Below are 25004 nucleotides of genomic sequence, written 5' to 3' on the forward strand. Positions count from 1 at the left end.
TCCGATCAGCGGCCGGAGCCGGCGTAGGGGAGGAGCGCCATCTCACGGGCGTTCTTCACGGCACGGGCAATGAGGCGCTGCTCCTGGACGGAGACGCCGGTGATGCGACGGGCGCGGATCTTTCCACGCTCCGAGATGAACTTGCGAAGGGTCGCAACGTCCTTGTAGTCGATGACGCCGACCTTGATCGACTTCGCGGGAGCGGCGTTCTTGCCGCCCTTACCGCGAGGCTTCCGGCGGTCGCCGGTGCTCTTTCCAGCCATTGTTTGTCCTTAAGAAGAAGAAGTTGTGTCCGTTGAACCGCGGAGGATCAGAACGGGGTCTCGTCGTCGTACGTGCCACCCGGGGTGCTCCACACGTCGTTCGACTGTGCGTTGCCGCCCTGCTGGCCACCCTGCGGGGACCAGGGCGCGTCCGACTGACCGCCGCCGTTGTTGTTGCCGGCCCAGTTGCCGCCGCCGTTGCCGCCGGCGCCGCTGTTGCCAGCGCCACCACCGACCTGGCCACGACCACCACCGGCACCACCCGCAGCACGGGTGACCTGCGCGGTCGCGTAGCGGAGCGAGGGGCCGATCTCGTCGACCTCGAGCTCGATGCTCGTGCGCTGCTGGCCCTCACGGTCCTGGTAGGAGCGCTGACGGAGGCGACCCTGCGCGATGACGCGCGAGCCCTTCGTCAGTGAGCCCGCCACGTGCTCGGCGAACTCGCGCCACACGCTCGCACGGAGGAACAGCGCGTCGCCGTCCTTCCACTCGTTCGCCTGACGGTCGAACGTGCGAGGAGTGGACGCGATGGTGAAGTTCGCCACGGCGAGCCCGTTCTGCGTGTAGCGCAGCTCCGGGTCCGCGGTGAGGTTGCCCACCACCGTGATGACGGTTTCGCCGGCCACGGGTTACTCGGCGCTCGCGGTCGCGGTTGCGGTCGCGGTCGCGTTGGCGGCCTTGCGGGCCGCGCGGGCCTCGTCGCGCTGCTTCTGGGCGGCGACCTGAGCGATCGCCTCCTCAGCGCGGAGGACCTTCGTGCGGAGCACGGCCTCGGAGAGGCCGAGCTGACGGTCCAGCTCCTTGGCGGCCTCGGGGGAGGACGTGAAGTCGACGACGGCGTAGATGCCCTCGGACTTCTTCGCGATCTCGTAGGCAAGCCGGCGACGGCCCCAGACGTCCACGTTGTCGACGGTGCCACCGTCGTTGCGGATGACCGCCAGGAACTTGTCCAGGCTGGGAGCGACGGTGCGCTCATCGATCTCGGGGTCGAGGATCGCCATCAGTTCGTACTGGTGCATGCGGAACCCACCTCCTCTGGTCTCAGCGGCCCCGGGCAGTTCCCGGGGCAGGAGGGTTGATGCATGTGTCCCGCCACGCAGACGCGTGCGGACAACCCTGCAAGCCTAGCGGACGGCTTGGAGGCGCGCCACCGGCTGTGGAGAACCGGTCACGCCCGTCAGGCGGTCGCGTCGCGGGCGGCCCACCAGTCGCGCAGGAGCGCCTCGGCATCGTCCTCGCCGAGGGGACCTTCGTCCATCCGCACCTCGAGCAGGAAGCGGTACGCCTCACCCACGGCCCGGCCCGGTGGGATGTCGAGGATCCGCATGATGTCGTCGCCGGACAGGTCGGGACGGATCGAGTCGAGCTTCTCCTGCTCGGACAGGACGCGGATGCGGTCCTCGAGGTCGTCGTACGCGAAGGCCAGCCGGTCGGCCTTCCGCCGGTTCCGCGTGGTGACGTCGGAGCGGGTGAGTTCGTGCAGGCGTTCGAGCTGGTCGCCGGCGTCCCGCACGTAGCGGCGCACTGCCGAGTCGGTCCAGGCGCCGTCGGTGTACCCGAAGAAGCGGAGGTGCAGCTCGATGAGACGGCTCACCGCCGCGATCGTGTCGTTGTCGAACCGCAGCGCGCGGAGCCGCTTCTTCGCGAGCTTCGAACCGACCAGGTCGTGGTGGTGGAAGCTCACCGCACCGCCCGGCTCGAGCTTGCGGGTCGCCGGCTTGCCGATGTCGTGCAGGAGCGCCGCCAGTCGGAGCACGGTGTCCGGGGCGTCACCGGGGTGCCGTTCGGCCTCGTAGCCGATCGCCTGCGTCAGGACCGTCAGGGAGTGCTCGTACACGTCCTTGTGGTGGTGGTGCTCGTCGATCTCGAGGCACATCGCCGGCAGCTCGGGGAGGAACCGCTCGGCGAGGCCGGTGTCGACCAGGAGCCGGAGCCCCGGCACCGGGTCGCTCGTGTTCAGCAGCTTCACGAGCTCGTCGCGGACGCGTTCGGCGGAGACGATCTCGATCGAGTCGACGAGCTCGGCCATCGCCTGGCGCACCTCGTCGGACACCGTGAAGCCGAGCTGCGCCGTGAACCGAGCGGCGCGCATCATCCGGAGGGGGTCGTCGCGGAAGGAGACCTGCGCGGCCTGCGGCGTGTGCAGCCGCTGGGCGAGGAGGTCCTCGACCCCGCCGTGCACGTCCACCAGTTCCCGCGCGGGCAGCCGGAGCGCCATCGCGTTGACGGTGAAGTCGCGCCGGAGGAGGTCGTCCTCGATCGTGTCGCCGAACGCGACCTCGGGCTTGCGGGTCTCGCCGTCGTAGACGTCGCTGCGGTAGGTGGTGATCTCGACCTGCTCACCGCCGACCCGGGCTGCGATGGTGCCGAACTGGCGGCCGACGTCCCAGGTGGCGCTCGCGATCGGCTCCACGATCCGCAGGATGTCGTCCGGGCGGGCGTCCGTGGTGAAGTCCAGATCGGTCACCGCGCGACCGAGGAAGGCGTCGCGGACCGGACCGCCGACGAGCGCCAGTTCGTGTCCGGCGTCGGCGAAGGCCCGAGCGAGGAGGGCGACGGGCTCGGTGGCGGCGAGTGCGTCGAGTCGTTCGACGGCCTGGGCAACGGACTGCATGACGGTCCTCATCCTCCCAGATCGCGCCCCCGAGTTCTCCACAACGTGCGCGCGCACGGGTGCGTCCATGGTCATGCCTCATACACTCGTGACGGCCCGAACCGACCCCGTGGCCCTCCTGTATGCAGATCTTCCGCACCACGCTCGCCGCCGCCGCGACGGCTCTCGTCGCCCTCGGCCTCGTCGTCGCGCCCGCCCAGGCCGACGGTGCGCACGCGACGACGGTGTCCACGACCACCTCACGCACCGCGCACCCCGCGGCCGCCGAGCAGGGCAAGACGACGATCTCGATCGCCCCGGCGAACCGCGGTGTCGTCCGTCGCGACGAGGACCTCGAGCTCGCGCTGACGATCACGAACGACACCGACTCGGACGTTCCCGCGGGCACGGCAGACCTCGAGATCTTCCGGTCGGTGAGCACGCGCGACGTCCTGTCCGACTGGCTCGCCGACACCAGCACGACCGGTTACCTCGGCGCTCCGATGGACTCTGTGGACGTCCCGGCGGTCCCCGCGCACCGCTCGGTCACGCTCGACTCGGTGAAGATCGTCTCCGGCAACGTGGCGCTCGGCGGGTACTCGTCCTTCGGTGCCCGACGCATCGCAGCCGAGTACACCGCCGGCGACACGTACGCCGTCGCCCGGTCCGCGATCACCTGGTACCCGGACTCCTCCGACCAGACGCCGGTGAGCGTCTCGGTCGCGATGCCGATCACCGTACCGCGCACCGGCGACGGCATCCTCGGTGCCGGGGTGCTCGCAGCCTCGACCGCGGTGGACGGAACCCTGACCCAGCAGCTGCTGGCAGCCGAGGACCACAACGTCGCCGTCGCGGTCGACCCGCGCATCATCGCGTCGATCCGGATCCTCGGTGCCGACGCCCCGTCATCGGCGACCGCCTGGCTGAGCCGGCTCGAGTCGCTCCGCAACGAGACCTTCGCCCTGCCCTACGCGGACGCGGACGTCACCGGGCTCCGGCAGTCCGGCGCGAACGGCATCCTGTCGCCGATCTCCCTCGACCAGGCCGTCGACCCCGACCACTTCCCCGGCGCGTCGACGCCGACGCCCACCCCGACCTCGGACGCCTCGACCCCGGCGGCGGACGCGACCGCCACGGCGACCCCGTCCGACGAGGCCGCAGCGGACCGCGGCGCCACCGGCGACGGCTCGGGCGACCAGACCGACGGGTCGGACCCGGGCAACCCGGACGACCAGACACCGTCCGTGCTGCCGACGACGCAGACGCTGCTCGACTTCCCGTACTCGATGGACGGCATCGCGTGGCCGGCCGACGGCACGGTCACCGCGGCGGACCTGCCGGCGCTGGCGAAGGCCGGCACGAAGACGACGATCCTGTCGAGCGGCAACACCTCGGCCGGCGCCGACACCACGATCGCCGCGTCGGAGCAGATCGGGTCGCAGCACGTGCTGGTGTCCGACCAGTCGATGTCCGCGCTCCTCCGGACGGCGGCGACGGCCACCACCCAGCAGGCGTGGAACACGGCGATCTCCGAGCTCACGGCGACGCTCGCCACCTCGGCCCGGGCGAACACCGCCGAGGGACCGGTCCTGCTGACCCTCGACCGCGAGTGGCCGACGAACTCCGACCGCCTCAGCCAGACCCTCGACGCCATCGAGAGCACCGCGTGGGTCGCCCCGGCGGACCTGTCCACCGCGTCCGCTGCGACCCCGGGCTCCCTGACCCTGACCGCCGGGACGAACGGGGACACCCGCACCGACCAGCTCGAGCGCCTCGTGCGCGGCGAACAGGACCTCTCGGCGTTCGCCTCGGCGCTCGACACCCCCACCGACCTCACCGCCCCGGCACGGCTCAACCTGCTCGCGCTGTCGTCGAACTCGTGGCGCGCCGACCCGGACGGATTCGCCACCGCGGTGAACGCCCGTGTCGCCTCGTGGGCGAAGGCCGTCTCCGAGGTCGGCATCGTCGACTCGAGCAGCCTGACGCTCCTCGGCGACCGGTCGTCGCTGCCGATCTCCATCCGGAACAGCTCCAAGTACCCGGTCACCGTCCGCCTGGCGGTGCAGCCGTCGAACTCCGCACTGCGCGTCGTGCGGAACGACATCGAGGTGAAGATCCAGCCGGAGTCCTCCACCCGGACGACCGTCCCCGTGCAGTCCGTGGCGAACGGCAAGGTCAACCTGACCATGTCGCTCACGAGCCCGACGGGCATCAAGATCGCGAGTCCGGCGACCGTCGAGCTCAACGTCCAGGCCCAGTGGGAGACCGTGATCACCGCGGCCGCCGCCGTCGCGCTCTTCGGGATCTTCGGCTTCGGCATCTTCCGCAGCATCCGCAAGCGGATCCGTCGCCGGAACGGCGAGCTCGACGACGAGGACGACGACGACCCGAACCGACTCCTGGAGGTCCAGCCGGTGGTCGGCGGTGCCCCCCTCACTGCCGCGAGCGCGCCCGACGGACGAGCACCGCTCCTCCAGGCCGACACCGCACCGCGCGACGAACCGTCCGCGAACCCCGAGGAGCCGACCATCAGCGCCACCCAGCCCCAGCCGGCCGTCGACGCGGAGCCCGTCGCCGAGCGCAGTCTCGGCCGGGCGAGCGCGATGCTCGCGGCGGGGACGATGGTCTCCCGCATCCTCGGGTTCGCGAAGACCTTCGTGCTCGCCTTCGCGATCGGCAACACCGGTTCCGACGCGGCGAACGCCTTCGCGATCTCGAACCAGCTGCCGAACAACATCTACGCCCTCATCGCGGGCGGCCTGCTCTCGGCGGTGCTGATCCCGCAGATCGTCCGCTCGATGCAGCAACACACCGACGGCGGCACCGCGTACGTCAACAAGATCGTGACGCTCGGCGGGTCCGCGTTCCTCGTCATCACGGTCGTCGCGACGCTGCTCGCACCCGTGCTGGTCCGCGTCTACAGCCAGAGCGCCGGCGACGGCGGCAAGGGCTTCAGCGCCGCCACGACCGACCTCGCCGTCGCGTTCGCGTTCTGGTGCCTGCCGCAGATCCTCTTCTACGCGATGTACTCGCTGCTCGGCGAGGTGCTCAACGCCAAGCAGGTCTTCGGTCCGTTCACCTGGGCCCCGCTCCTCAACAACGTCATCGCGATCGCCGGCCTCATCGTCTTCATCGCGATGTTCGGCGGTCGCGCCGTGAACGCCTCCACCGATGACTGGACGCCGCTGAAGATCGCCGTCCTGGCGGGGAGCGCCTCGGTCGGTGTGTTCGCGCAGGCCGCCTTCCTGCCGCTCTTCTGGCGACGCGCGGGGCTGCGCTTCCGCCCGGACTTCCGGTGGCGCGGCGTCGGCCTGAAGTCCACCGGGACGGCCGCCGGCTGGCTCTTCGCGATGATCCTCGTCACCCAGCTCGCCGGTGTCGTGCAGGCCCGCGTGGCCTCCCTCGCGACCGGCGCCGGGAACGCGACGCTGAGCACCACCTGGCTGCTGTTCATGCTGCCGCACTCGATCATCACGGTGTCCATCGCGACCGCGTACTTCACCCGGATGAGCCACGACGCGGAACGGGGCGACCTCGGCGCCGTCCGGCGGAACCTGTCGCTCTCGCTGCGGATCGTCGGGCTGTTCACGGTGTTCGCGACCGTGGCGCTCATCGTCACCGCGATGCCGTTCGCCCGGATCTGGGAGAACGAGTTCGGCCACACCCAGGCGATGGCGCTCGTGCTCGTCGCCTACATGCCGGGCCTCGTGCTGTTCAGCATGCTCTTCATCATCCAGCGGGTGTTCTGGGCGATGCACGACCACCGCACGCCGTTCCTCATGCAGCTCGTCCAGTCCGGGCTGTTCGTCATCGGCGCGCTCTCCGTGGCGATGCTGCCCGGCTCGGTCATCGGTGTCGGCATCGCGATCTGCACGACGATCGCCGGGTCCGCGCAGACGATTGTGGCGCTCGTGCTGGTGCGGAAGCGTCTCGGCGGCATCGAGGGACCGATCGTCACGCGCTCGCATGTGCAGTTCATCATCGCCGCGCTCATCGCCGGCGTCGCCGGCCTGCTCGTCGCGAACTTCTTCGGGGCGTTCTCGGCCGACGGGTTCGCGATGGCCGACGTCACCGGAGCTCTCATCACCCTCGCCCTCACGGGGGCGGTCATGGTGGTGGTGTACTTCGGGGCGCTCGTGGTCGCGAAGAACGGCGAGATCCAGAACGCCGTCGCGATCCTGCGGTCGCGCCTCGGTCGCTGAGCGGTCGGGCGGTCGGGCGGTCGGCTGCGCGCCGGCCGCTGAGCGCTTCCCCGTCGGCGTGGAATGCCACGCCGCTACCATGTGTTGACCCGGTCAGCGATCTACGGAAGGGCAGAAGGCATGCGCCAGCTCATCATCATCGGTTCCGGCCCGGCCGGGTTCACCGCCGGCATCTACGCCGCGCGGGCGGAGCTCAAGCCGCTCATCGTCGCGTCCAGCGTCGAGACGGGCGGCGAGCTCACGAAGACGACCGAGGTCGAGAACTTCCCGGGCTTCCCCGAGGGGATCCAGGGCCCGGACCTCATGATCAAGATGCAGGAGCAGGCCGAGAAGTTCGGCGCCGAGGTCCTGTACGACGACGCCGTCTCCGTCGACCTCACCGGCGACGTGAAGAAGGTCACCGTGGGCTCCGGCGAGACGTACGAGGCCCTCGCGGTCATCTACGCCACCGGCTCGGCCTACCGGCACCTCGGTCTCGCAGACGAGGAGCGCCTGTCCGGCCACGGCGTCAGCTGGTGCGCGACCTGCGACGGCTTCTTCTTCCGCCAGAAGAACATCGCCGTCGTCGGCGGCGGCGACTCCGCCATGGAAGAGGCCACGTTCCTCACCCGTTTCGCCGACAAGGTGACGGTCATCCACCGCAAGGACAGCTTGCGTGCGTCGAAGATCATGCAGGACCGTGCGATGAACGACCCGAAGATCGAGTTCGCGTGGAACAAGGAGGTCACCGGCATCACGGGTGACTCCGCGGTCACGGGTGTGACCCTGCGCGACACGGTCGACGGCACCGAGAGCGAGCTCGCACTGGACGGACTGTTCATCGCGATCGGCAACGACCCGCGCACGCACCTCATCCACGGCCAGATCGACATCGCACCCGAGGGCACCATCGCCGTGCAGGGTCGCTCGTCGAAGACCAACCTGCCGGGCGTCTTCGCCGCGGGTGACGTCATCGACCCGACCTACCGTCAGGCGATCACCGCTGCCGGCTCGGGCACGATCGCCGCGCTCGACGCCGAGAAGTACCTCGCCGAGCTCGACGACGCCCTGACGGAGGACGCCGACGGCGTCTCCCCGACGGAGCCGGCGATGGTCGACGTCATCGAAGCACGGGCCTGACCCGGCGGGAATACCACGACGGCCCGGCCGTTCTACCCACTGAACGACTTCTCGAAGGAGCAAACATGTCCAACGCCAAGGCAGTCACCGACGCCACCTTCTCGGACGAGGTCCTGAAGTCCGACAAGACGATCCTCGTCGACTTCTGGGCCGAGTGGTGCGGCCCGTGTCGCGCCGTCTCGCCGATCCTCGACCAGATCGCCGAGGAGCACGCCGGCAAGATCGAGATCGTGAAGCTCAACGTCGACGACAACCCGCAGTCGGCCATGAACTACCAGATCACGTCGATCCCGGCTATGAAGGTCTTCAAGGGCGGCGAGGTCGTCAAGACCGTCATCGGCGCCAAGCCGAAGCCCGCACTCGAGGCCGACCTCGCCGAGTTCCTGGCGTAGTCACCCCTCCGAACGGCTCCGCTCCCGTCAGGGAGCGGGGCCGTTCTGCATCCCCGGGCGACGGTGCAGGCCACCGGCGCCCGATCGGCCCCGTCGCGGACCCCGGGTTCCCGGTGTCGATGTCGTAGTGTGGCGGGAATGTCCCACTGAAACGGAGCACTGATGACGAACGGCAACAGCCTCGACCCCTGGTACGACTCCTACGCCCAGCGCACCGCCGGGCTGAGCGCCTCCGAGGTCCGAGCCCTGTTCGCCGTCGCGTCGCGCCCCGAGGTGGTCTCGCTCGCCGGCGGCATGCCGTTCGTCTCCGCCCTGCCCCGCGAGCTCGTGACCGGCTCCCTCGACCGTGTGATGGCCGAGGACGCCGCGATGGCCCTGCAGTACGGCGGTGGGCAGGGTCTGCGCTCCCTGCGCGAGCACATCGTCGACGTCATGAGCCTCGAGGGCATCCGTGCCAGCGCTGAGGACGTCGTCGTCACCACGGGCTCCCAGCACGCGCTCGACCTCGTCACGCGGCTGTTCATCGACCCGGGCGACGTCGTCCTCGCCGAGTCCCCGTCCTACGTGGGCGCGATCGGTGTGTTCCGGTCGTACCAGGCCGAGACGGTGCACGTGACGACGGACGAGAACGGTCTCGTCCCCGAGGCGCTGCGTGAGGCGATCGCGAACCTGCGGACGCAGGGGAAGCGCATCAAGTTCCTGTACACGATCCCGAACTTCCACAACCCTGCAGGCGTCACCATGAGCCGCGAGCGGCGCATCGAGATCCTCGACATCTGCCGCTCGAACAACATCCTCGTGCTCGAGGACAACCCGTACGGACTCCTCTGGTTCGACGAGCCGGCACCGCAGGCGATCCGTTCCATCGACGAAGAGGGCGTGGTCTACCTCGGCTCCTTCTCGAAGACCCTCGCGCCGGGCTTCCGTGTCGGTTGGGCGCTCGCCCCGCACGCCATCCGCGAGAAGCTCGTGCTGGCGAACGAGTCCGCGGTCCTCGCACCGAACTCGTTCGGGCAGTACGTCGTCAACGCCTACCTCGACGCGGCCGATTGGAAGGGCCAGGTCGACACCTTCCGCGGGATCTACGCCGAGCGTCGCGACGCGATGCTGTCCGCCCTGGGGGAGTTCCTGCCGGACCTCTCGTGGACGAAGCCCAACGGTGGCTTCTTCGTGTGGCTGACCCTGCCCGAGTCCCTCGACTCCAAGGGGATGCTCCCGCGCGCCGTGAAGGAGCTCGTCGCGTACACGCCGGGTACGGCCTTCTACGCTGACGGTCGCGGTGGCGGCCACATCCGCCTGTCGTTCTGCTACCCGACGCCGGAGCAGATCCGCGTCGGCGTGAAGCGGCTCGCCAACGTCGTGAACGACGAGCTCGAACTCATCGAGACCTTCGGTCCGACGACACGTCCGAGCACCGTCGTCCGACCGACGTCCTCGGTCAGCGCGCCGCCGCCGAACATCTCCTGACCAGGACTTTCCTCACCGATTTCCCTCGTTTCACCGCAGTACCGGAGGTCTCCAGATGGCCGAGCTCACTCGCCGTCACGTCGTCGTCGTCGCCGGGGGTATCTCGCACGAACGCGACGTGTCCCTCCGTTCCGGTCGTCGTGTCGCTGACTCCCTGACCGGCTACGGCTGGCAGGTCGACCTCCGCGACGCTGACGCGTCGCTCCTCCCCACCCTGCGGGAGACCCGCCCAGACGTCGTGTGGCCGGCACTGCACGGCGCATCAGGAGAGGACGGGGCCCTGCGGGGCATCCTGGAGGCGCTGGACATCCCGTTCGTCGGCTCACGTTCCACGTCAGCCCGGCTGGCATGGGACAAGCCCACGGCATCGTCGCTGGTTGCACGGAGCGGTGTGCGCACTCCCCGTTCCGTCACCCTGTCCCACGACGTGTTCCGAGAGCTCGGCGCCGTCGGCGTGCTCGAGAGTATCGCAGGAGAACACCCGGTTCCGCTCGCTGTGAAGCCCGCCCGGGGTGGGAGTGCACAGGGAGTCACGTTGGTGGACGACGTCAACGACCTCCCGCGCGCCATGGTGACGGCGTACACGTACTGTGACGACGTCGTCGTCGAGCAGCTCATCCGCGGCACCGAGGTGGCCGTTGGGATCATCGACACCGGCGATGGCCCCGTCGCGCTGTCCGCAGTCGAGATCGTGCCGCGCAACGGCATCTACGGGTTCGAGGCACGGTACAACGCGGGGGAGACGACCTTCTACACGCCAGCTCGCCTGTCGGAGGAGTTCGCTGCAGCAGCCTCTGACGCCGCTGTGGCCGCGCACGCTGCGCTCGGCCTGCGCCACATCTCCCGCGTCGACCTCATCATCGACGCCGCCGGGACACCCTGGTTCCTCGAAGCGAACGTCCTCCCGGGGCTCACCGAGACCTCCCTGGTTCCCCAGGCACTGTCGGCATCTGGGTTCGACCTCGGTTGGACGTACGCCGAACTCGCCGAGCAGGCGATCCGCGATCACCGGGCCTGACCCGATGCGCCGGGGTGTTCCACGTGGAACATCGCTGCTGGCGGTCGCCGCGGCAAGTGTGGCGGTCATCGTCGCCTGGGGTGAGGTTGTGCATGCTCGGGCTGCGATCCGCGCCCGAGAACTCCCCTCGCCGGTGGCCGGCGGACGCGCTGCGGTCGTCGTGCTCGGGTTCCGCAACGGTGGCAGGACTGCGAACCGGGTGAACCGATGGCGTGCAACGATCGCCGTTCGAACCGCACGACGCCTCGTATCGACGGGATGCAGCGTCTCCATCGTCTGCAGTGGGGGAGCGGTCCATGGGCCGGTGTCGGAAGCGCAGCACCTTCGGGACGTCATCGTGGGACCGTTGCAGTGGAATGGTCCCGTGCTCCTCGACGAAGCGAGCACGTCCACGTGGGAGAACGTTCGGAACGTCCTCCCCCTGGTCGACGGCGCCGACTCCATCGCCTTCGCTTCGAACGGTCTGCATGCGGAGAAGGCGCGGATGTACCTCGGACGGCAACGTCCCGATCTCGCGCCGCGGGTGATCGCTACCGACGACTACCGCCTGGGCGAACACTCCCTGATGAAGCCGCTGTTCGCCGCCGTCGGGCTGCGAAAGCTCCACGTCGTGCGGAGCGGTTCGCAGACGCACGGCACAGCGGGCTGAACGTCAGCCGATGTCCTACGTGGAACATCGATTCGCTGCCCTGAGCAGCACCGCTCTCAGCAGAGAACCCGAACGCGACCCCGCGCTGCGCCGATCCTGGTGCAATGACCGAAACGAACTCATCCCCCGCATTCGATGCGTCGCACCGCCAGGGTCTCCTCGAGCGACGCGTGCTCGTCCTCGAGGGCGCACTGGACGACGACAACGGAGCAGTCCTGATGTCCCAGTTCGTCCAGCTCGCAGCCACCGACTCTGAGACTGACATCGCACTCTGGATCCACTCGCCGGGCGGCTCCGTTCCCGCCATGCTCGCCATCCGAGACCTGATGCGGACGATCCCCAACGACGTGAGCACCTTGGCGCTGGGCATCGCATGCAGCGCCGGACAGTTCCTCCTCTCCGCGGGGACCCCGGGGAAGCGCCGCGCTCTGCCTCACGCGCGGATCCTCATGCACCAGGGGTCCGCCGGAATCGGCGGCAGCACGGTCGACATCGCCCTCCAGGCGGACCACCTGCGCGATACCCGCGACACCGTCCTGCAGCTGATCGCCGATGACACCGGCCAACCGGTCACGCGGATCTTCGAGGACTCCCTGCACGACCACTGGTACTCGGCCGAAGCCGCAGTCGACTACGGGTTCATCGACGCGATCGTGGCGGACTTCGCGGTCATCCGACCGGAACCACCGCGGATCGGCTCAGTCGGATTCGCTGCGGTCAGCGCTCCCGGGCTGGCGACCACGCGATGAGCACCTACACGATCCCGAACGTCATCGCCCGCGACTCCCGCGGGGAGCGGGTGATGGACGTCTACTCACATCTCCTCACCGAGCGGATCATCTCGCTCGGTACCCCCGTCGACGCCGGCGTCGCGAACGTCCTCATTGCCCAGTTGCTGTTCCTCGAGTCGGACAACCCCGATGGGGACATCCACGTCACGATCAACTGTGATGGGGGCGACCCGAGTGCCATGCTCGCGATCTACGACACGATGCAGTACATCCGACCGGAGATCACCACGACCTGCGTCGGTCAGGCAGTCGGCGTCGGCGCCATGTTGCTGGCGGCAGGTGCACCGGGTAAGCGCAGGGCACTCCCGCACGCACGGGTCGTCCTGCACCAGCCAGCCGCGCAGGGCCAGGGCGCCATCCCCGAACTGATCCTGCAGGCGGACGAGATGGTGCGGATCCGCTCGGACATGGAGGAGATCCTCGCGGAGCACACCGGGCAGAGCGTGCACCGACTCCGATCGGACACCGACCACGACCGTGTGTTCACGGCGCCCCAGGCCAAGGAGTACGGGCTCGTCGACGACGTCCTGCGTCGGCGACGGTGACATGGGGGCGAGCGACCTCAGGCCGCGAGCATGAACGCGCTCTGCACGTTCTTCGGCGCATCGGCTCCAGAGCACATCTCGCCGAGGCGTCGTGCAGCACCGAGGGTCAGGTCCAGCAGCGATAGGTCGAGCGCACCGGCCACGGCGGCGAGCATCTCGGACGACGGCTCTTTCCGACCGCGCTCCATCTCCGACAAATACTGCGGCGAGACGCCTGCCCGCCGGGCAACCTGCTGGAGCGTGTCACCACGGTGTCGACGCCGTTTCCGGAGCTGCTCGCCGACGACATCTCGCCAGAGTGGCTCCGGGGGAGGGGAGGAGTTGGTCATCGCCCCAGGGTTGCATGTTCCACGTGGAACGTCCGGGCATCCGCGTTCGCCCACCGCGGACGACGGATCGCCGCACGCGGTGTGGGTGTCAGGCCGCACGAGCCGTTCTCCGGGCCGGAGATCTCCGAGGAGACCCGGAGCTGGGCGGAGGACTCAGGGACGCCTCAGTCGCCCGCCCAGGGCCGCTTTGTGGCGCGGGAATCCAACACCGAGGCTTCGATCAGCCGGCCACGTCCTGCACGCCGAGTTCGCGAAGGATCCGGTTGAGGTCGTCCCCGTTCGCGAAGTCGATCGTCACCGAACTCTTCCGGGCTCCCACCGCGATCTTCACCCTGGTGTTGAGCCGGTCGCCGAGCCGCTCGGCGAGGTCGTTGAAGTGCGCCTGACGCTTGGACGGCTCGGCCTTCGGCTTCACGGGAGTCTTGGCCGCGAGCTGCTGAGCGATCGCCTCAGCCGCACGCACCGAGAGGTCCTCGTTCACGATCTTCTCGGCGAGGTACTCCATCGCTTCGGCGTCCGGAGCCGCCAGGATCGCTCGCGCGTGACCGGCGGACAAGACGCCCGCTGCGACGCGGCGTTGCACGGGGGAGGGGAGGCGCAGGAGTCGGATCGTGTTCGTGATCTGGGGCCTCGAACGGCCGATGCGCTGCGCGAGCTGCTCCTGCGTGATCCCGAAGTCGGCGAGCAGCTGCTGGTAGGCCGACGCTTCTTCGAGCGGGTTGAGCTGCGCGCGGTGCAGGTTCTCGAGCAGTGCGTCTCGGAGCATCGCGTCGTCGGGGGTGTCCTTGACGATCGCGGGGATCGTGCTGAGCCCGAGTTCCTTCGTGGCCCGGAGACGACGCTCGCCCATGATGAGCTCGTACTGCGGCGCTGTTCCCTCGGCACCGGCGATCGGCCGCACGACGATGGGCTGCAGGACACCGATCTCCCGGATGGAGTGCACGAGCTCCTGGAGCTCCTCCTCACGGAACTCCTTGCGCGGCTGCTGCGCGTTCGGGACGACGTCGAGCGGGTTGAGGTTCGCCAGGCGTGCACCCGGGACTGCCACGAGGTCCTCCGCGGTCGGAGCCGAGGACGGCGAGCCAACGGGGAAGAAGACGTCGACGGGACGTTCCTGCTGGTCCGTGGCAGTCGGGATGAGCGCGCCGATGCCTCGGCCGAGTCCAGTTCGCTTCGGTGCCATCAGTGCTGTGCTCCTCGTGCTGCGATCTCTGCGGCCGCTTCGAGGTAGGAGAGCGACCCGGTGGAGTTGACGTCGTACGCGACCACGCTCTGGCCGTAGCTCGGCGCTTCACTGACGCGCACCGAGCGGGGGATCACGGCCTCGAGTACCTGTCCTCCGAAGTGTTCGCGCACGTCCGCGGCGACCTGGTTCGAGAGGTTGGTCCGGCTGTCGTACATCGTGAGCAGGATGGTCGACACGCGGAGCTTCGGGTTGAGGTGCCGTTCGATGAGCTCGATGTTCCGGAGCAGCTGGCTGAGCCCCTCGAGCGCGTAGTACTCGCACTGGATCGGGATCAGGACCTCCTGCGCCGCGACGAACGCGTTGATCGTCAGGAGCCCCAGGGACGGCGGGCAGTCGATGAACACGTAGTGGTACGGCTCGTCGAGCGACGCGAGGTACTCATCGAGTGCCGTGCGGAGCCGCTGCTCGCGTGCGACGAGCGACACGAGCTCGATCTCGGCACCAGCCAGGTGGATGGTCGCGGGCACGCACCAGAGCGTGTCGGACTCGGGAGAGCGCTGCACGGTGTCGGCGATCGGCGCCTCGTCGACGATGACGTCGTAGATGCTCGCCACCTCGGCCTGGTGGTTCACGCCGAGCGCGGTGGAAGCGTTCCCCTGCGGGTCGAGGTCGATCACGAGGACGCGTGCCCCGCCGTGCGCCAGGGCAGCGGCGAGGTTGACGGTCGTGGTGGTCTTGCCCACGCCGCCCTTCTGGTTCGACACCGTGAAGACGCGTGTCTTCGCCGGCAACGGGAACTGCTGCGTCGCGATCGCACGGCGGCGCCGGTTCAGATCAGCGATCTCACGAGCGAGCGGTGTCGACGCGTCGTAATCGGTCGATGAACTCAACGAGTGCCTCTTCCCCGGTTCGGTGTTTCACGTGGAACGCGGAGCCACTGGCGGCCGGAGGAACCGGCCCGAGCCGCAGCGTCAGTCAACTGTAGCCCGGAAGACCCGCGTGGTCTCGTCGACCACACCGACTCCGAGCTCGAGCACCTCGACATCGGTCAGGCGCTTCCGGAGGATGACCTTTCGGGCCTTCTCCATCTCGTCCTCGACCCGCGCACCCTTCATGAGGATGAGCTGGCCGCCCGAGCGGACCAACGGCACGGTCAGGGGGATGAGCTTCGACAGGGCACTGACGGCTCGCGCCGTCACCTGGTCCACCACGATCTCGTCAGCGACGTCCTCGGCGCGAGCGCGGACGACGGCGACGTTGTCGAGGCCGAGCCGGCTCGCCTCGGACGTGAGCCAGTCCACGCGGCGTTCCATCGGCTCGATCAACGTGAGGTGCACGTCGGGCCGAGCGATGGCGAGCACGAGGCCGGGGAGGCCGGCACCGGACCCGACGTCGGCAACCCGGCCCCGTTCCTCCAGGAGTGGAGCGAGCACCGCAGAATTGAGGATGTGTCGCGTCCAGAGGCGAGGAAGCTCCAGGGGGCCGATCAGGCCCAGTTCCTCACCGCGTCGAGCGAGCTCGTTCGTGAACGACCGCGCGAGGTCGATCCGATCCCCGAACAGCGTCGCCGCAGCCGCTGGTTCCGTCTCGAGGACGGGCGGAACGGTCTCCGTCATCGGGTGACGACCGTGTGACGGTCTCGCCCCTCACCCTCGGACTCCGAGTGGAAGCCCTTCTCGGCGACCAGATCGTGCACGAGCTTGCGCTCGTACGAGGACATCGGGGGGAGCGCTGCCGACGTCGAGCCGGCCTCGATGCGCTCGACCGCCGTGTCGACGAGCCGCTGCAGCTCCGTCGCGCGGGCGTCACGCGAGCCACCGACGTCGAGGATCAGCCGGCTGAACTCCCCGGTCTCCGCCTGGACGGCGATGCGGGTGAGCTCCTGCAGCGCCGACACCGTGTCCGGCTTGGAGAGCACGCGCAGTGCATCGCCTTCGTCGGTCACCGACAGGTAGACGCGACCGGCGCGCTCTTCGATCTCGATGTCACCGTCGAGGTCGCAGATGTCGAGCAGTTCCTCGATGTAGTCGGCGGCGATGTCCGCTTCGTCACGGGTCTCGTCGTCAACAACCTCGTCGGCGACGGCCTCGGACGGCGTCTCGACGGGCGTCTCCACGACGTCCGCGGTGTCCTGCTCGGTCACTTACTTCTTCCCGTTCTTCTTGGAGCGGTTCTTGCCCACCGGCTGCTGGCGCTGCGTGGTGACCCGCACGGCCTCGATCTCGGCGGCACCGGCACCGGCACCTGCCTCGGCGAGGACCGGGGTCGCTGCACCGCGACGCTGGGCCTTCTTGGCGAGACGGGCTTCACGAGCGAGCGCGGCCTCGGAGCCGGGCGTCGGCATGCTGCGGATGACGAAGTACTGCTGCGCCATCGTCCAGATGTTCGAGGCGAGCCAGTAGAACATGACGCCGAGCGGGAACGACAGACCCGAGATGACGAAGACCAGCGGGAGGATGTACAGCATCATCTTCTGCTGGCGGTACATCGGCGACGCCTTGGTCTCCGGGGACATGTTCTTCGCGACGAGCTGCAGCTGGGTGATGAACTGCGACGCCGTCATCACGACGATCATGAAGCCGGCGATGGCACGGACTTCCCAGCCAGAGGCGTTTGTGAACGTCTCGTGCAGGGGAGCACCGAAGAGCGACGCGTTGCCGAAGGAGGCCGCGAGGTCGTTCGTGAGCAGGCCGATGCCCGACTTGTTGATCTGTGCCTCGTGCAGCACCGAGTACAGCGAGAAGAAGATCGGCATCTGGATGAGCAGCGGCAGGCAGGAGCTCAGCGGGTTCGTCCCGGTCTCCTTGTAGAGCGCCATCGTCTCGCGGCTCATGGCCTCACGCGAGAACTGGTCCTTCTTGCCCTTGTACTTGTCCTGGATCTTCTTCAGCTGCGGCGCCACCTCGAGCATGCGGCGCTGCGACTTGATCTGGCGCACGAAGATCGGGATGAGCGCGGCGCGGACCACGAACGTCAGGAAGATGATGGAGAGGACCCAGGTGATGCCCGCGCTGGGGTCCATGCCGAGGTTCTCGAAGATCCAGTGGAAGCCGACGAGGATGGCCGAGACCACCCATTTGAGCGGCCAGAGGATCGTACCGATGATGTCCATTGGGACGGTCACGCCTTTCGAGTGCGCTGGGGGAGCAGGGCCGGGAAGGGCGTCCCGACCGCGGTCTGCGGCTGCTGCTGCGGAGTCGGCGCGAGCACGAACCCGAACCGGTTGACGACGTAGGGGCGGCGCCGATCAGGGACGTCGTCGATGCCCCCGGCTGCCCAGGGGTTGCACCGTGCGATCCGCCAGGCGCCCATCGCGGACCCGCGGACGACGCCGTACTGCTGGATCGCTTCGAGCGCGTACCGGGAGCACGAGGGGTGGTAGCGGCACACGTTGCCGTAGAGCGGTGAGATCACCGCGCGGTACGCGCGGAGCACGACGACACACGCGTTGCGCGGGAGCAACGCGACGACCCACGCCAAGCGGTTCACGCCCGACCGGGTCCACATGCTGCGGTTCATGCTGCCTTCTCCACACCACGCGCGCAGGAGCGCGAGACGTCTTCGAGCAGGGTAGGCCATCCGGCCTGCGCAGCGGCTGGCAGTGCGCGGACCACCACGTCGTAGCCGAGGGGGATGTCCGCGAGCACACCGTGCGCGATCGCCTTGAGGCGACGCCTGACCAGGTTGCGCGTCACGGCGTTGCCCACCGTCTTCGCGACGATGAAACCGAAACGCGTCGGCCCGGCGTCAATCGACGGATCGCCCGTGGTGCGACGGACCACCGATACGACGGCGTGCGCCGTGGCGCTCCTGCGACCACGACGCACGACAGACCGGTAGTCGTCACCACGGACGATCCGGTTGGCGCGGGCCAACACGATCGGGACCGGGAGACGAGATCAGGCGAGGAGCCCGATCAGGCGCTGAGCTCGGTGCGGCCCTTGGAACGACGCGCGGCGAGGATGGCGCGGCCGGCGCGGGTACGCATGCGGGCACGGAAGCCGTGCTTCTTGGCGCGGCGACGGTTGTTCGGCTGGAAGGTGCGCTTGCTCATGATGATCTCCACACGGCTGCACTGGGCGAGGAGCTCAGCGCGGGCCGTCACGTATGTGTCGTCGCTCGGTGCCGAGCGACCAGATGGGCGCGACCGAATGGCCGCAGTCAACTGGTTAACGGTACGTGACAGCAGCGGGCAGGTCAAACGCGGCGCCCGGACACCGCTCCGGGGTGCCCGCGCACGATCATTATCCACACTGGGGAAAACGTGCGTTCGGTGTGACGCGCCGCGGTCCTTTACAGTGGGGTGATCGATCCGCCTGCGGCCCGGCAACACGGGGGAGTCACCCCGAACTGGACCACGCGGCGGTCGTGGACAAGACTGTGGACAACCCTGTGGACCACCACGCGGGACGACACGGGTTCGGGCCGTCGAAGGAGCCACCCGAGCACTGACGATCCGCCGGCACGATCCGGGGGTCGAACGCTGTCCAGGGGCGGTCGCCGAACACGGCGAGCCGGACGGGACAGCAGCGACGGACGCGGACGACCCCGCGGCGACGAACACGAACGAGACCAGGAGACGAGCGCGACATGACGATGCCGGCCGACCCCGTCGAGGACCTCTGGTCATCCGTCCTCGGGCTCCTCTCCGACGACGACCGCGTCACGCCGCAGCTCCAGGGCTTCCTGCACCTCGTCGAACCGAAGGGCGTGCTCGCCGGCACCCTCTATCTCGAGGTCCCCAACGACCTCACCCGCGGCATGCTCGAACAGCGCATCCGCATCCCCATCACCGAGGCCGTCTCCCGCATCGGTGACGACACGGTCGCGAACTTCGCCATCACGGTGAACCCGGACATGGCCTCGGAGCCCCGGGTCGACCCGACGGTGCAGCCGCACGTGCCCGAGTACGCGGAGCCGGTGCAGCAGCCGGTCGAGCAGAGCGCGGCGCCCCGCCAGTACATCGAGGCCCCGTTCGTCCCGAGCCAGATCGACTCCCCGGGCACCAGCGGTCGGCCCGAGTCCCGGCTGAACCCGAAGTACAACTTCGACAACTTCGTCATCGGCTCGTCGAACCGCTTCGCGCACGCCGCAGCGGTCGCGGTCGCCGAGGCGCCGGCCAAGGCCTACAACCCGCTCTTCATCTACGGCGACTCCGGGCTCGGCAAGACGCACCTCCTGCACGCGATCGGCCACTACGCCGAGAGTCTCTACCCGGGCATCCGGGTCCGGTACGTCTCGAGCGAGGAGTTCACCAACGACTTCATCAACTCGATCGCGAACAACCGCTCGAACCAGTTCCAGCAGCGCTACCGCGACATCGACATCCTGCTGATCGACGACATCCAGTTCCTGCAGGGCAAGGACTCCACGCAAGAGGCCTTCTTCCACACGTTCAACACGCTGCACGACCACAACAAGCAGGTCGTGATCACGTCCGACGTCGCGCCGAAGCACCTGACCGGGTTCGAGGACCGGATGCGGTCGCGCTTCGAGTGGGGCCTCATCACCGACGTGCAGGCGCCCGAGCTCGAGACGCGCATCGCGATCCTCCGCAAGAAGGCGCAGTCCGACCACCTGCAGGTGCCCGACGACATCCTCGAGTTCATGGCCTCGAAGGTGTCGAGCAACATCCGCGAGCTCGAGGGGACGCTCATCCGTGTCACCGCGTTCGCGAGCCTCAACCGGACGGCCGTGGACATGGCCCTGGTGCAGACCGTCCTCAAGGACCTGATCACCCTCGACGACGACAACGTGGTCGCGCCGACGGACATCATCAACCACACCGCGGAGTACTTCAAGCTCTCGGTCGACGACCTCTACGGGTCCTCCCGGTCGCAGGCGATCGCGACCGCACGGCAGATCGCCATGTACCTGTGCCGCGAACTGACGAGCCTGTCGCTGCCGAAGATCGGCCAGCTCTTCGGCAACCGCGACCACACCACCGTGATGTACGCGAACAAGAAGATCACCGAGCTCATGAAGGAGCGTCGGTCGATCTACAACCAGGTCACCGAGCTCACGAGCCGCATCAAGCAGGACCGCCGCTACCGCTGATTGCGGACGCACCGCGCCGATGGACCGCGACGCGTCGCGTCACGACGTGGTCGGCCGATCCGGCCTGGAGGCACGACTGACGACGGTCGGATCGGCCCACTTCCGCGCGCATCCACCATCTGAGACGGTTCCATGCGCCGGACTTCTCACAGTGTGGAAAGCCTGTGGATAACTGTGGAGGACACGCCGCCCGGTTGTTCACAGCTGGAGGGGTCCCTGTGGAGACTGGGGATGGAAGTGGATAGATGAGATTCATTCATCCAGAGGCCGCTCACACACCGCCAACAAGTCACACGGTTGTAGTTCCCAGTCGCCGAGCGGTGTTAACAGGGTTATCCACAGTGTGCACAGGCGTTAACACCATTACTCCTGGTTAACGATGGATCTCAGGGGGCCAACCTTGTGGACGGCGGGATGACAAGAAATCCGGCCTCCGCTGCGCTGTGCCACAATGGGGCGGCCGGACAAGCCAACCGATCGACAGGGGTTCCAGCTGTGAAGTTCGAGGTCAACCGGGACGTCTTCTCCGAAGCCGTCTCCTTCGCGGTGAAGCTCCTCCCACAGCGCACGACCCTCCCGATCCTCTCGGGCGTCCTCATCCACGCCGAGGGCGATCGTCTGACGCTCTCGTCGTTCGACTACGAGGTGTCGGCGCAGACGTCGATCACCGCGCAGATCGACGACCCGGGCACCGTCCTGGTCTCGGGCCGGCTGCTGAACGACATCGCGAGCCGCCTGCCGAACGCCCCGGTCACCTTCACGACCGAAGAGTCGAAGATCTCGGTCAGCTGCGGTTCGGCGCACTTCACCCTGCTGTCGATGCCGGTCGAGGAGTACCCCACCCTCCCGGAGATCGGTGCGCAGACCGGTGTCATCCCCGGCGACGCCTTCTCCGAAGCCGTCTCGCAGGTCGCCGTCGCCGCCAGTCGCGACGACGTCACCCCGGTCATCACCGGTGTGCAGCTCGAGGTCGGCGACCACGACGTGTCGCTCATCGCGACCGACCGCTACCGCGTGGCGGTCCGGACGATCCAGTGGGACTCCGGCCGCACCGGCGACACCGAGTCCGCTCCGCTGCACGCCCTCGTCCCGGCACGCACCCTGCAGGAAGTCGGTCGCACGTTCGGCTCGGCGTCCACCGTCTCGGTGTCGATCAGCGGGTCGTCCGAGCGTGAGCTCATCGCGTTCCACGCCGACGACAAGACCGTCACGTCGCTGCTCATCAAGGGCAACTACCCGCCGGTCCGCCGGCTCTTCCCCGAGACCGTCGAGGACCACGCGGTGATCAACACCGCGGAACTCGTCGAAGCGGTCCGACGGGTCTCCCTCGTCCTGGAGCGCGAAGCAGCGCTCCGGTTCTCCTTCACGGTCGACGGGCTCACGCTCGAGGCGATCGGTTCCGAACAAGCGCAGGCGTCAGAGTCGATCAGTGCGTTGCTGACCGGTGAGGAAACGGTGGTCTCGCTGAAGCCCGCCTTCCTCCTGGACGGGTTGAATGCGGTGCACTCCGAATTCGTCCGCATCTCCTTCACCAAGACGGAGAACCCCAACAAGCCGGGACCGGTGCTCATCACCGGTCAGACCTCGCAAGAGGCCCCGGCCACGGACGGATACCGGTACCTGCTGCAGCCCAATCTCCTGCTGCGGTAAGCGCAACAGCCGAACACTGCGCTGACGCGCCATCCCTGCATCAGCGCGACGACGAACAGAAGAGGAAATCATGCACATCGGTCTTGTCGGCCTCGGTCGCATGGGCAACAACATGCGTGCCCGTCTCCGCAACGCAGGCATCGAGGTCACCGGGTACGACGCCAACCCCGCCGTGTCCGACGTCGCCAGCCTCGCCGACCTCGCGGCCGCGCTGCCCGAGGGCCAGAAGCTCGTGTGGGTCATGGTCCCGCACGGCAAGATCACCGACGACGTGATCACCGAGCTCGCCACCGTCCTCGCCGAGGGCGACCTCGTCATCGACGGCGGCAACTCGAAGTGGCTCGACGACACCGTGCACGCCGAGCAGCTCGGCGCGAAGGGCATCCGCTACATGGACGCCGGCGTCTCCGGCGGCGTCTGGGGCAAGGACAACGGCTACGGCCTCATGGTGGGCGGTGACGTCAAGGACGTCGAGTTCGCGATGCCGGTCTTCGACGCGCTCCGCCCCGAGGGCCCGCGTGAAGAGGGCTTCTCGCACGCCGGCCCGATCGGTGCCGGCCACTACGCGAAGATGGTCCACAACGGCATCGAGTACGCGATCATGCAGGCGTACGGCGAGGGCTACGAGCTCCTCGAGGCGAAGGACATCATCCACGACGTCCCCGCCGTCTTCGCCGGGTGGCAGCGCGGCACGGTCGTGCGCTCGTGGCTGCTCGACCTGATGGTGCTCGCCCTCAACGAGGACCCGAAGCTCGACGCGCTCGAGGGCTACGTCGAGGACTCCGGCGAGGGCCGCTGGACGCTCGAGGAAGGCATCGAGCTCGCGGTGCCGATGCCCGCGCTGTCGGCGTCGATCTTCGCCCGCTTCGTCTCGCGTCAGGGCAGTGCGTCCCCGACGATGAAGGCCGTCGCAGCCCTCCGCAACCAGTTCGGCGGTCACGCCGTCAAGAAGGCGTAGTCCTGCCGAGGTAACCACCTCGACCCGTATCGGCCCGCGTGCACGTCGACCATCTCCAGCTCACCGACTTCCGGAACTACCGGGAGGCGGACGTCGACCTCGCACGCGGGCCGAACCTGTTCGTCGGGCGGAACGGGCAGGGCAAGACCAACCTCGTCGAGGCCATCGGCTACCTGTCGACCCTCGGCTCCCACCGGGTGCCGACCGATGCCGCCCTCGTGCGCCAGGGCTGCGACGCGGCGATCGTCCGGGCGAGGCTCGCGCACGAGGACCGCAGCATCCTCGCCGAGGTGCAGATCAACCGCACGGGGTCGAACCGGGCGCAGGTGAACCGGTCGGCCATCAAGCCCCGCGAGCTCCCGCGCTACTGCACGAGCGTGCTGTTCGCTCCCGAGGACCTCGCGCTCGTCCGCGGCGAACCGGCCGGGCGTCGTCGCATGCTCGACGAACTGCTCGGACAGATCGCCCCACGGATGCAGGGGGTCCTCGCCGACTACGACCGGACGCTCCGGCAGCGGAACACCCTGCTGAAGTCCGCCCGGGCGACCGGCGCGAAGGCCGGCTCGCTCGCGACGCTCGACGTCTGGGACGACCGCCTCGTCTCGTTCGGCGCCGAGATCATCGCCGCTCGCGACCACCTCACCCGACGGCTCGCACCGTTCGTGGCCGAGGCCTACGCGACCGTCGCCGGCGAGCGGCACGAGGCGTCCATCGCCGGTGTGCTGAGCGTCCGGGGCGGCGATCCGGAGGACGCGGCGGCGACGGATCCCGTCCTCGGGACACCGGATGAGCCGGTTACGGTTGCAGCAGCAGCGGACGCATTCCGAGCCGCACTCGAGCGCCGCCGCCGTGACGAACTCGACCGCGGGTTGACCCTCGTCGGTCCCCACCGCGACGACGTCCTGTTCCAGCTGAACGGGTTACCTGCCCGCGGGTACGCCAGTCACGGGGAATCGTGGTCGTTCGCGCTGGCCGTCCAGCTGGCGAGTGCGTCGATCCTCCGTGCGGAGTCGAACCTCGGGGACCCGATCATCATCCTCGACGACGTGTTCGCCGAACTCGACGAATCGCGTCGGGAGCGCCTCGCCGGAGCGGTCGCCGACTACGAGCAGGTGCTCATCACCGCCGCGGTGTTCGGTGACGTGCCCCCGCAGCTGGCCGCGCACACCGTGCGGATCGAAGCCGGGACGATCGTGCCGGAGGCGACCCGTGCCTCCAGTCCGGAACCGGACCCGAGCACCCCGGTGACGGAAGCCGGCGCCTGATGCCGAAGCCCTGGAAGCCCACCGAGCCCTCACGGGTCTACCGGCACCTCCGCGCCGTGTTCGGCGATCCGTCGAAACGCGGGGTCGACGCACGCCGCCGACGACTGAGCGGACTCGACGTCGACACCGTGCCGTACGGCCGCGGTCGTGAGCCCCGGGGCCTCGGCGACATCGTCGGTTCCCTGACGCAGGAGCTCGGGTGGGCGGAGCCGCTGGCCCGGTCCGAACTGTTCGTCGACTGGCCCGCGGTCGTCGGTGAGGAGCTCGCGAAGCACTCGACGCCGATGACGATCGACGACGGCACGCTCGTCATCCGGTGCGACTCGACGGCGTGGGCGACGCAGCTGCGACTCATGCGGAGCACCATCACCACGACCATCGCCGAGCGGCACCCCCAGGCGGGCGTCGAGTCGATCCGGGTTTCGGGCCCCGACGCCCCCACCTGGAAACGCGGTCCCAGGACGGTCCAGGGGCGCGGTCCTCGCGACACCTACGGTTGACCAGACGAAATCATCCTCTG

General features: G+C 68.6%; 26 protein-coding genes. 13 read left to right on the forward strand and 13 right to left on the reverse strand.

Annotation, left to right across the window (positions count from 1 at the left end; genetic code table 11):
• Positions 1–5 precede the first annotated feature (5 nt).
• The 4 genes from rpsR to BLT36_RS02890 all read right to left on the reverse strand — a co-directional run bounded on the left by rpsR (position 6) and on the right by BLT36_RS02890 (position 2877).
• Positions 6–263 carry a 30S ribosomal protein S18 gene (rpsR, locus tag BLT36_RS02875; RefSeq protein ID WP_017887834.1) on the reverse strand — a complete coding sequence of 86 codons (258 nt, stop codon included), beginning with the start codon at positions 261–263 and terminating at the stop codon, positions 6–8.
• A gap of 47 nt (positions 264–310) precedes the next feature.
• Positions 311–889, reverse strand: coding sequence for a single-stranded DNA-binding protein (locus BLT36_RS02880; protein ID WP_092091772.1), 579 nt, complete (start codon positions 887–889; stop codon positions 311–313).
• Positions 890–892: 3 nt separating this feature from the next.
• Positions 893–1282 (reverse strand): 30S ribosomal protein S6, encoded by a 390-nt coding sequence (gene rpsF / locus BLT36_RS02885; RefSeq protein ID WP_092091774.1) that lies wholly within the window; start codon positions 1280–1282, stop codon positions 893–895.
• 158 nt (positions 1283–1440) lie between these two features.
• Positions 1441–2877 carry a CCA tRNA nucleotidyltransferase gene (locus tag BLT36_RS02890; RefSeq protein ID WP_092091776.1) on the reverse strand — a complete coding sequence of 479 codons (1437 nt, stop codon included), beginning with the start codon at positions 2875–2877 and terminating at the stop codon, positions 1441–1443.
• Positions 2878–2999: 122 nt separating this feature from the next.
• Here BLT36_RS02890 and BLT36_RS18975 point away from each other — a divergent pair, with 122 nt between their 5' ends.
• The 8 genes from BLT36_RS18975 to BLT36_RS02930 all read left to right on the forward strand — a co-directional run bounded on the left by BLT36_RS18975 (position 3000) and on the right by BLT36_RS02930 (position 13039).
• Positions 3000–7058 carry a murein biosynthesis integral membrane protein MurJ gene (locus tag BLT36_RS18975; protein ID WP_254787297.1) on the forward strand — a complete coding sequence of 1353 codons (4059 nt, stop codon included), beginning with the start codon at positions 3000–3002 and terminating at the stop codon, positions 7056–7058.
• Between the two features lie 120 nt (positions 7059–7178).
• Entirely contained in the window at positions 7179–8177 is a 999-nt protein-coding gene (gene trxB, locus BLT36_RS02900) for a thioredoxin-disulfide reductase (protein WP_092091778.1), read from the forward strand.
• Between the two features lie 65 nt (positions 8178–8242).
• A complete protein-coding gene (gene trxA / locus BLT36_RS02905) occupies positions 8243–8569 on the forward strand; it encodes a thioredoxin (protein WP_017887828.1) in 327 nt (108 codons plus the stop codon).
• A gap of 162 nt (positions 8570–8731) precedes the next feature.
• Positions 8732–10036 (forward strand): aminotransferase-like domain-containing protein, encoded by a 1305-nt coding sequence (locus tag BLT36_RS02910; RefSeq protein ID WP_092091780.1) that lies wholly within the window; start codon positions 8732–8734, stop codon positions 10034–10036.
• A gap of 55 nt (positions 10037–10091) precedes the next feature.
• Positions 10092–11054 carry a D-alanine--D-alanine ligase family protein gene (locus tag BLT36_RS02915; protein ID WP_092091782.1) on the forward strand — a complete coding sequence of 321 codons (963 nt, stop codon included), beginning with the start codon at positions 10092–10094 and terminating at the stop codon, positions 11052–11054.
• A gap of 4 nt (positions 11055–11058) precedes the next feature.
• A complete protein-coding gene (locus tag BLT36_RS02920; protein WP_092091784.1) occupies positions 11059–11703 on the forward strand; it encodes a YdcF family protein in 645 nt (214 codons plus the stop codon).
• A gap of 104 nt (positions 11704–11807) precedes the next feature.
• Positions 11808–12452: a ClpP family protease gene (locus tag BLT36_RS02925; protein WP_092091786.1), complete on the forward strand. Its 645-nt coding sequence runs from the start codon at positions 11808–11810 to the stop codon at positions 12450–12452.
• A complete protein-coding gene (locus BLT36_RS02930) occupies positions 12449–13039 on the forward strand; it encodes a ClpP family protease (protein ID WP_092091788.1) in 591 nt (196 codons plus the stop codon). The genes BLT36_RS02925 and BLT36_RS02930 overlap by 4 nt, the downstream gene beginning before the upstream one ends.
• Positions 13040–13056: 17 nt before the next feature.
• Here BLT36_RS02930 and BLT36_RS02935 read toward each other — a convergent pair whose 3' ends face one another.
• The 9 genes from BLT36_RS02935 to rpmH all read right to left on the reverse strand — a co-directional run bounded on the left by BLT36_RS02935 (position 13057) and on the right by rpmH (position 18608).
• Positions 13057–13368 carry a helix-turn-helix domain-containing protein gene (locus BLT36_RS02935; RefSeq protein WP_092091790.1) on the reverse strand — a complete coding sequence of 104 codons (312 nt, stop codon included), beginning with the start codon at positions 13366–13368 and terminating at the stop codon, positions 13057–13059.
• 220 nt (positions 13369–13588) lie between these two features.
• Positions 13589–14551 carry a ParB/RepB/Spo0J family partition protein gene (locus BLT36_RS02940; protein WP_092091792.1) on the reverse strand — a complete coding sequence of 321 codons (963 nt, stop codon included), beginning with the start codon at positions 14549–14551 and terminating at the stop codon, positions 13589–13591.
• On the reverse strand, positions 14551–15444 hold the full coding sequence (locus BLT36_RS02945) for a ParA family protein (protein ID WP_092091794.1): 894 nt from the start codon (positions 15442–15444) through the stop codon (positions 14551–14553). The genes BLT36_RS02940 and BLT36_RS02945 overlap by 1 nt, the downstream gene beginning before the upstream one ends.
• Positions 15445–15525: 81 nt before the next feature.
• The gene (rsmG, locus tag BLT36_RS02950; protein ID WP_092091796.1) at positions 15526–16170 is read right to left on the reverse strand and encodes a 16S rRNA (guanine(527)-N(7))-methyltransferase RsmG; all 645 of its coding nucleotides are present in this window, start codon (positions 16168–16170) and stop codon (positions 15526–15528) included.
• A complete protein-coding gene (locus BLT36_RS02955) occupies positions 16167–16697 on the reverse strand; it encodes a Jag family protein (RefSeq protein WP_092091798.1) in 531 nt (176 codons plus the stop codon). The genes rsmG and BLT36_RS02955 overlap by 4 nt, the downstream gene beginning before the upstream one ends.
• Positions 16698–17666 (reverse strand): membrane protein insertase YidC, encoded by a 969-nt coding sequence (gene yidC, locus BLT36_RS02960; RefSeq protein ID WP_092091800.1) that lies wholly within the window; start codon positions 17664–17666, stop codon positions 16698–16700. It lies immediately after the preceding gene.
• An 8-nt stretch (positions 17667–17674) separates the two neighbouring features.
• Complete coding sequence (gene yidD, locus BLT36_RS02965; RefSeq protein ID WP_368086362.1) at positions 17675–18073, reverse strand: membrane protein insertion efficiency factor YidD; 399 nt, start codon at positions 18071–18073, stop codon at positions 17675–17677.
• Positions 18070–18432 carry a ribonuclease P protein component gene (gene rnpA, locus BLT36_RS02970; RefSeq protein ID WP_092091802.1) on the reverse strand — a complete coding sequence of 121 codons (363 nt, stop codon included), beginning with the start codon at positions 18430–18432 and terminating at the stop codon, positions 18070–18072. The genes yidD and rnpA overlap by 4 nt, the downstream gene beginning before the upstream one ends.
• A 38-nt stretch (positions 18433–18470) precedes the next feature.
• Positions 18471–18608: a 50S ribosomal protein L34 gene (rpmH, locus tag BLT36_RS02975; protein ID WP_019181680.1), complete on the reverse strand. Its 138-nt coding sequence runs from the start codon at positions 18606–18608 to the stop codon at positions 18471–18473.
• Between the two features lie 536 nt (positions 18609–19144).
• On the opposite strand from rpmH, the gene dnaA reads away from it, so the two are divergent.
• From dnaA to BLT36_RS03000, 5 genes are all read left to right on the forward strand, one after another.
• On the forward strand, positions 19145–20611 hold the full coding sequence (gene dnaA / locus BLT36_RS02980) for a chromosomal replication initiator protein DnaA (protein ID WP_092091804.1): 1467 nt from the start codon (positions 19145–19147) through the stop codon (positions 20609–20611).
• Positions 20612–21106: 495 nt separating this feature from the next.
• Positions 21107–22261 (forward strand): DNA polymerase III subunit beta, encoded by a 1155-nt coding sequence (dnaN, locus tag BLT36_RS02985; protein WP_092091806.1) that lies wholly within the window; start codon positions 21107–21109, stop codon positions 22259–22261.
• A gap of 70 nt (positions 22262–22331) precedes the next feature.
• Positions 22332–23219, forward strand: coding sequence for a phosphogluconate dehydrogenase (NAD(+)-dependent, decarboxylating) (gnd, locus tag BLT36_RS02990; RefSeq protein WP_092091808.1), 888 nt, complete (start codon positions 22332–22334; stop codon positions 23217–23219).
• 38 nt (positions 23220–23257) lie between these two features.
• A complete protein-coding gene (recF, locus tag BLT36_RS02995; protein ID WP_092091810.1) occupies positions 23258–24484 on the forward strand; it encodes a DNA replication/repair protein RecF in 1227 nt (408 codons plus the stop codon).
• Positions 24484–24984 (forward strand): DciA family protein, encoded by a 501-nt coding sequence (locus BLT36_RS03000; protein WP_092091812.1) that lies wholly within the window; start codon positions 24484–24486, stop codon positions 24982–24984. Before recF ends, BLT36_RS03000 begins: the two co-directional genes overlap by 1 nt.
• Positions 24985–25004: the final 20 nt, after the last annotated feature.

Origin of the sequence: Curtobacterium sp. UNCCL20, from assembly GCF_900101675.1 — a bacterium.
Classification (GTDB): domain Bacteria; phylum Actinomycetota; class Actinomycetes; order Actinomycetales; family Microbacteriaceae; genus Curtobacterium.

Bases quoted from the DNA above. Each gene is read 5' to 3' on its own strand.
- trxA (WP_017887828.1), top strand. From the start codon at position 8,243: ATGTCCAACGCCAAGGCAGTCACCGACGCCACCTTCTCGGACGAGGTC.
- rpsR (WP_017887834.1), bottom strand. From the start codon at position 263: ATGGCTGGAAAGAGCACCGGCGACCGCCGGAAGCCTCGCGGTAAGGGC.
- trxB (WP_092091778.1), top strand. From the start codon at position 7,179: ATGCGCCAGCTCATCATCATCGGTTCCGGCCCGGCCGGGTTCACCGCC.
- rpsF (WP_092091774.1), bottom strand. From the start codon at position 1,282: ATGCACCAGTACGAACTGATGGCGATCCTCGACCCCGAGATCGATGAG.
- BLT36_RS02940 (WP_092091792.1), bottom strand. From the start codon at position 14,551: ATGGCACCGAAGCGAACTGGACTCGGCCGAGGCATCGGCGCGCTCATC.
- BLT36_RS03000 (WP_092091812.1), top strand. From the start codon at position 24,484: ATGCCGAAGCCCTGGAAGCCCACCGAGCCCTCACGGGTCTACCGGCAC.
- BLT36_RS02930 (WP_092091788.1), top strand. From the start codon at position 12,449: ATGAGCACCTACACGATCCCGAACGTCATCGCCCGCGACTCCCGCGGG.
- gnd (WP_092091808.1), top strand. From the start codon at position 22,332: ATGCACATCGGTCTTGTCGGCCTCGGTCGCATGGGCAACAACATGCGT.
- dnaA (WP_092091804.1), top strand. From the start codon at position 19,145: ATGACGATGCCGGCCGACCCCGTCGAGGACCTCTGGTCATCCGTCCTC.
- BLT36_RS02915 (WP_092091782.1), top strand. From the start codon at position 10,092: ATGGCCGAGCTCACTCGCCGTCACGTCGTCGTCGTCGCCGGGGGTATC.
- rpmH (WP_019181680.1), bottom strand. From the start codon at position 18,608: ATGAGCAAGCGCACCTTCCAGCCGAACAACCGTCGCCGCGCCAAGAAG.
- BLT36_RS02910 (WP_092091780.1), top strand. From the start codon at position 8,732: ATGACGAACGGCAACAGCCTCGACCCCTGGTACGACTCCTACGCCCAG.
- BLT36_RS02920 (WP_092091784.1), top strand. From the start codon at position 11,059: ATGCGCCGGGGTGTTCCACGTGGAACATCGCTGCTGGCGGTCGCCGCG.
- BLT36_RS18975 (WP_254787297.1), top strand. From the start codon at position 3,000: ATGCAGATCTTCCGCACCACGCTCGCCGCCGCCGCGACGGCTCTCGTC.
- BLT36_RS02935 (WP_092091790.1), bottom strand. From the start codon at position 13,368: ATGACCAACTCCTCCCCTCCCCCGGAGCCACTCTGGCGAGATGTCGTC.
- BLT36_RS02890 (WP_092091776.1), bottom strand. From the start codon at position 2,877: ATGCAGTCCGTTGCCCAGGCCGTCGAACGACTCGACGCACTCGCCGCC.
- yidC (WP_092091800.1), bottom strand. From the start codon at position 17,666: ATGGACATCATCGGTACGATCCTCTGGCCGCTCAAATGGGTGGTCTCG.
- BLT36_RS02925 (WP_092091786.1), top strand. From the start codon at position 11,808: ATGACCGAAACGAACTCATCCCCCGCATTCGATGCGTCGCACCGCCAG.
- rsmG (WP_092091796.1), bottom strand. From the start codon at position 16,170: ATGACGGAGACCGTTCCGCCCGTCCTCGAGACGGAACCAGCGGCTGCG.
- yidD (WP_368086362.1), bottom strand. From the start codon at position 18,073: ATGAACCGCAGCATGTGGACCCGGTCGGGCGTGAACCGCTTGGCGTGG.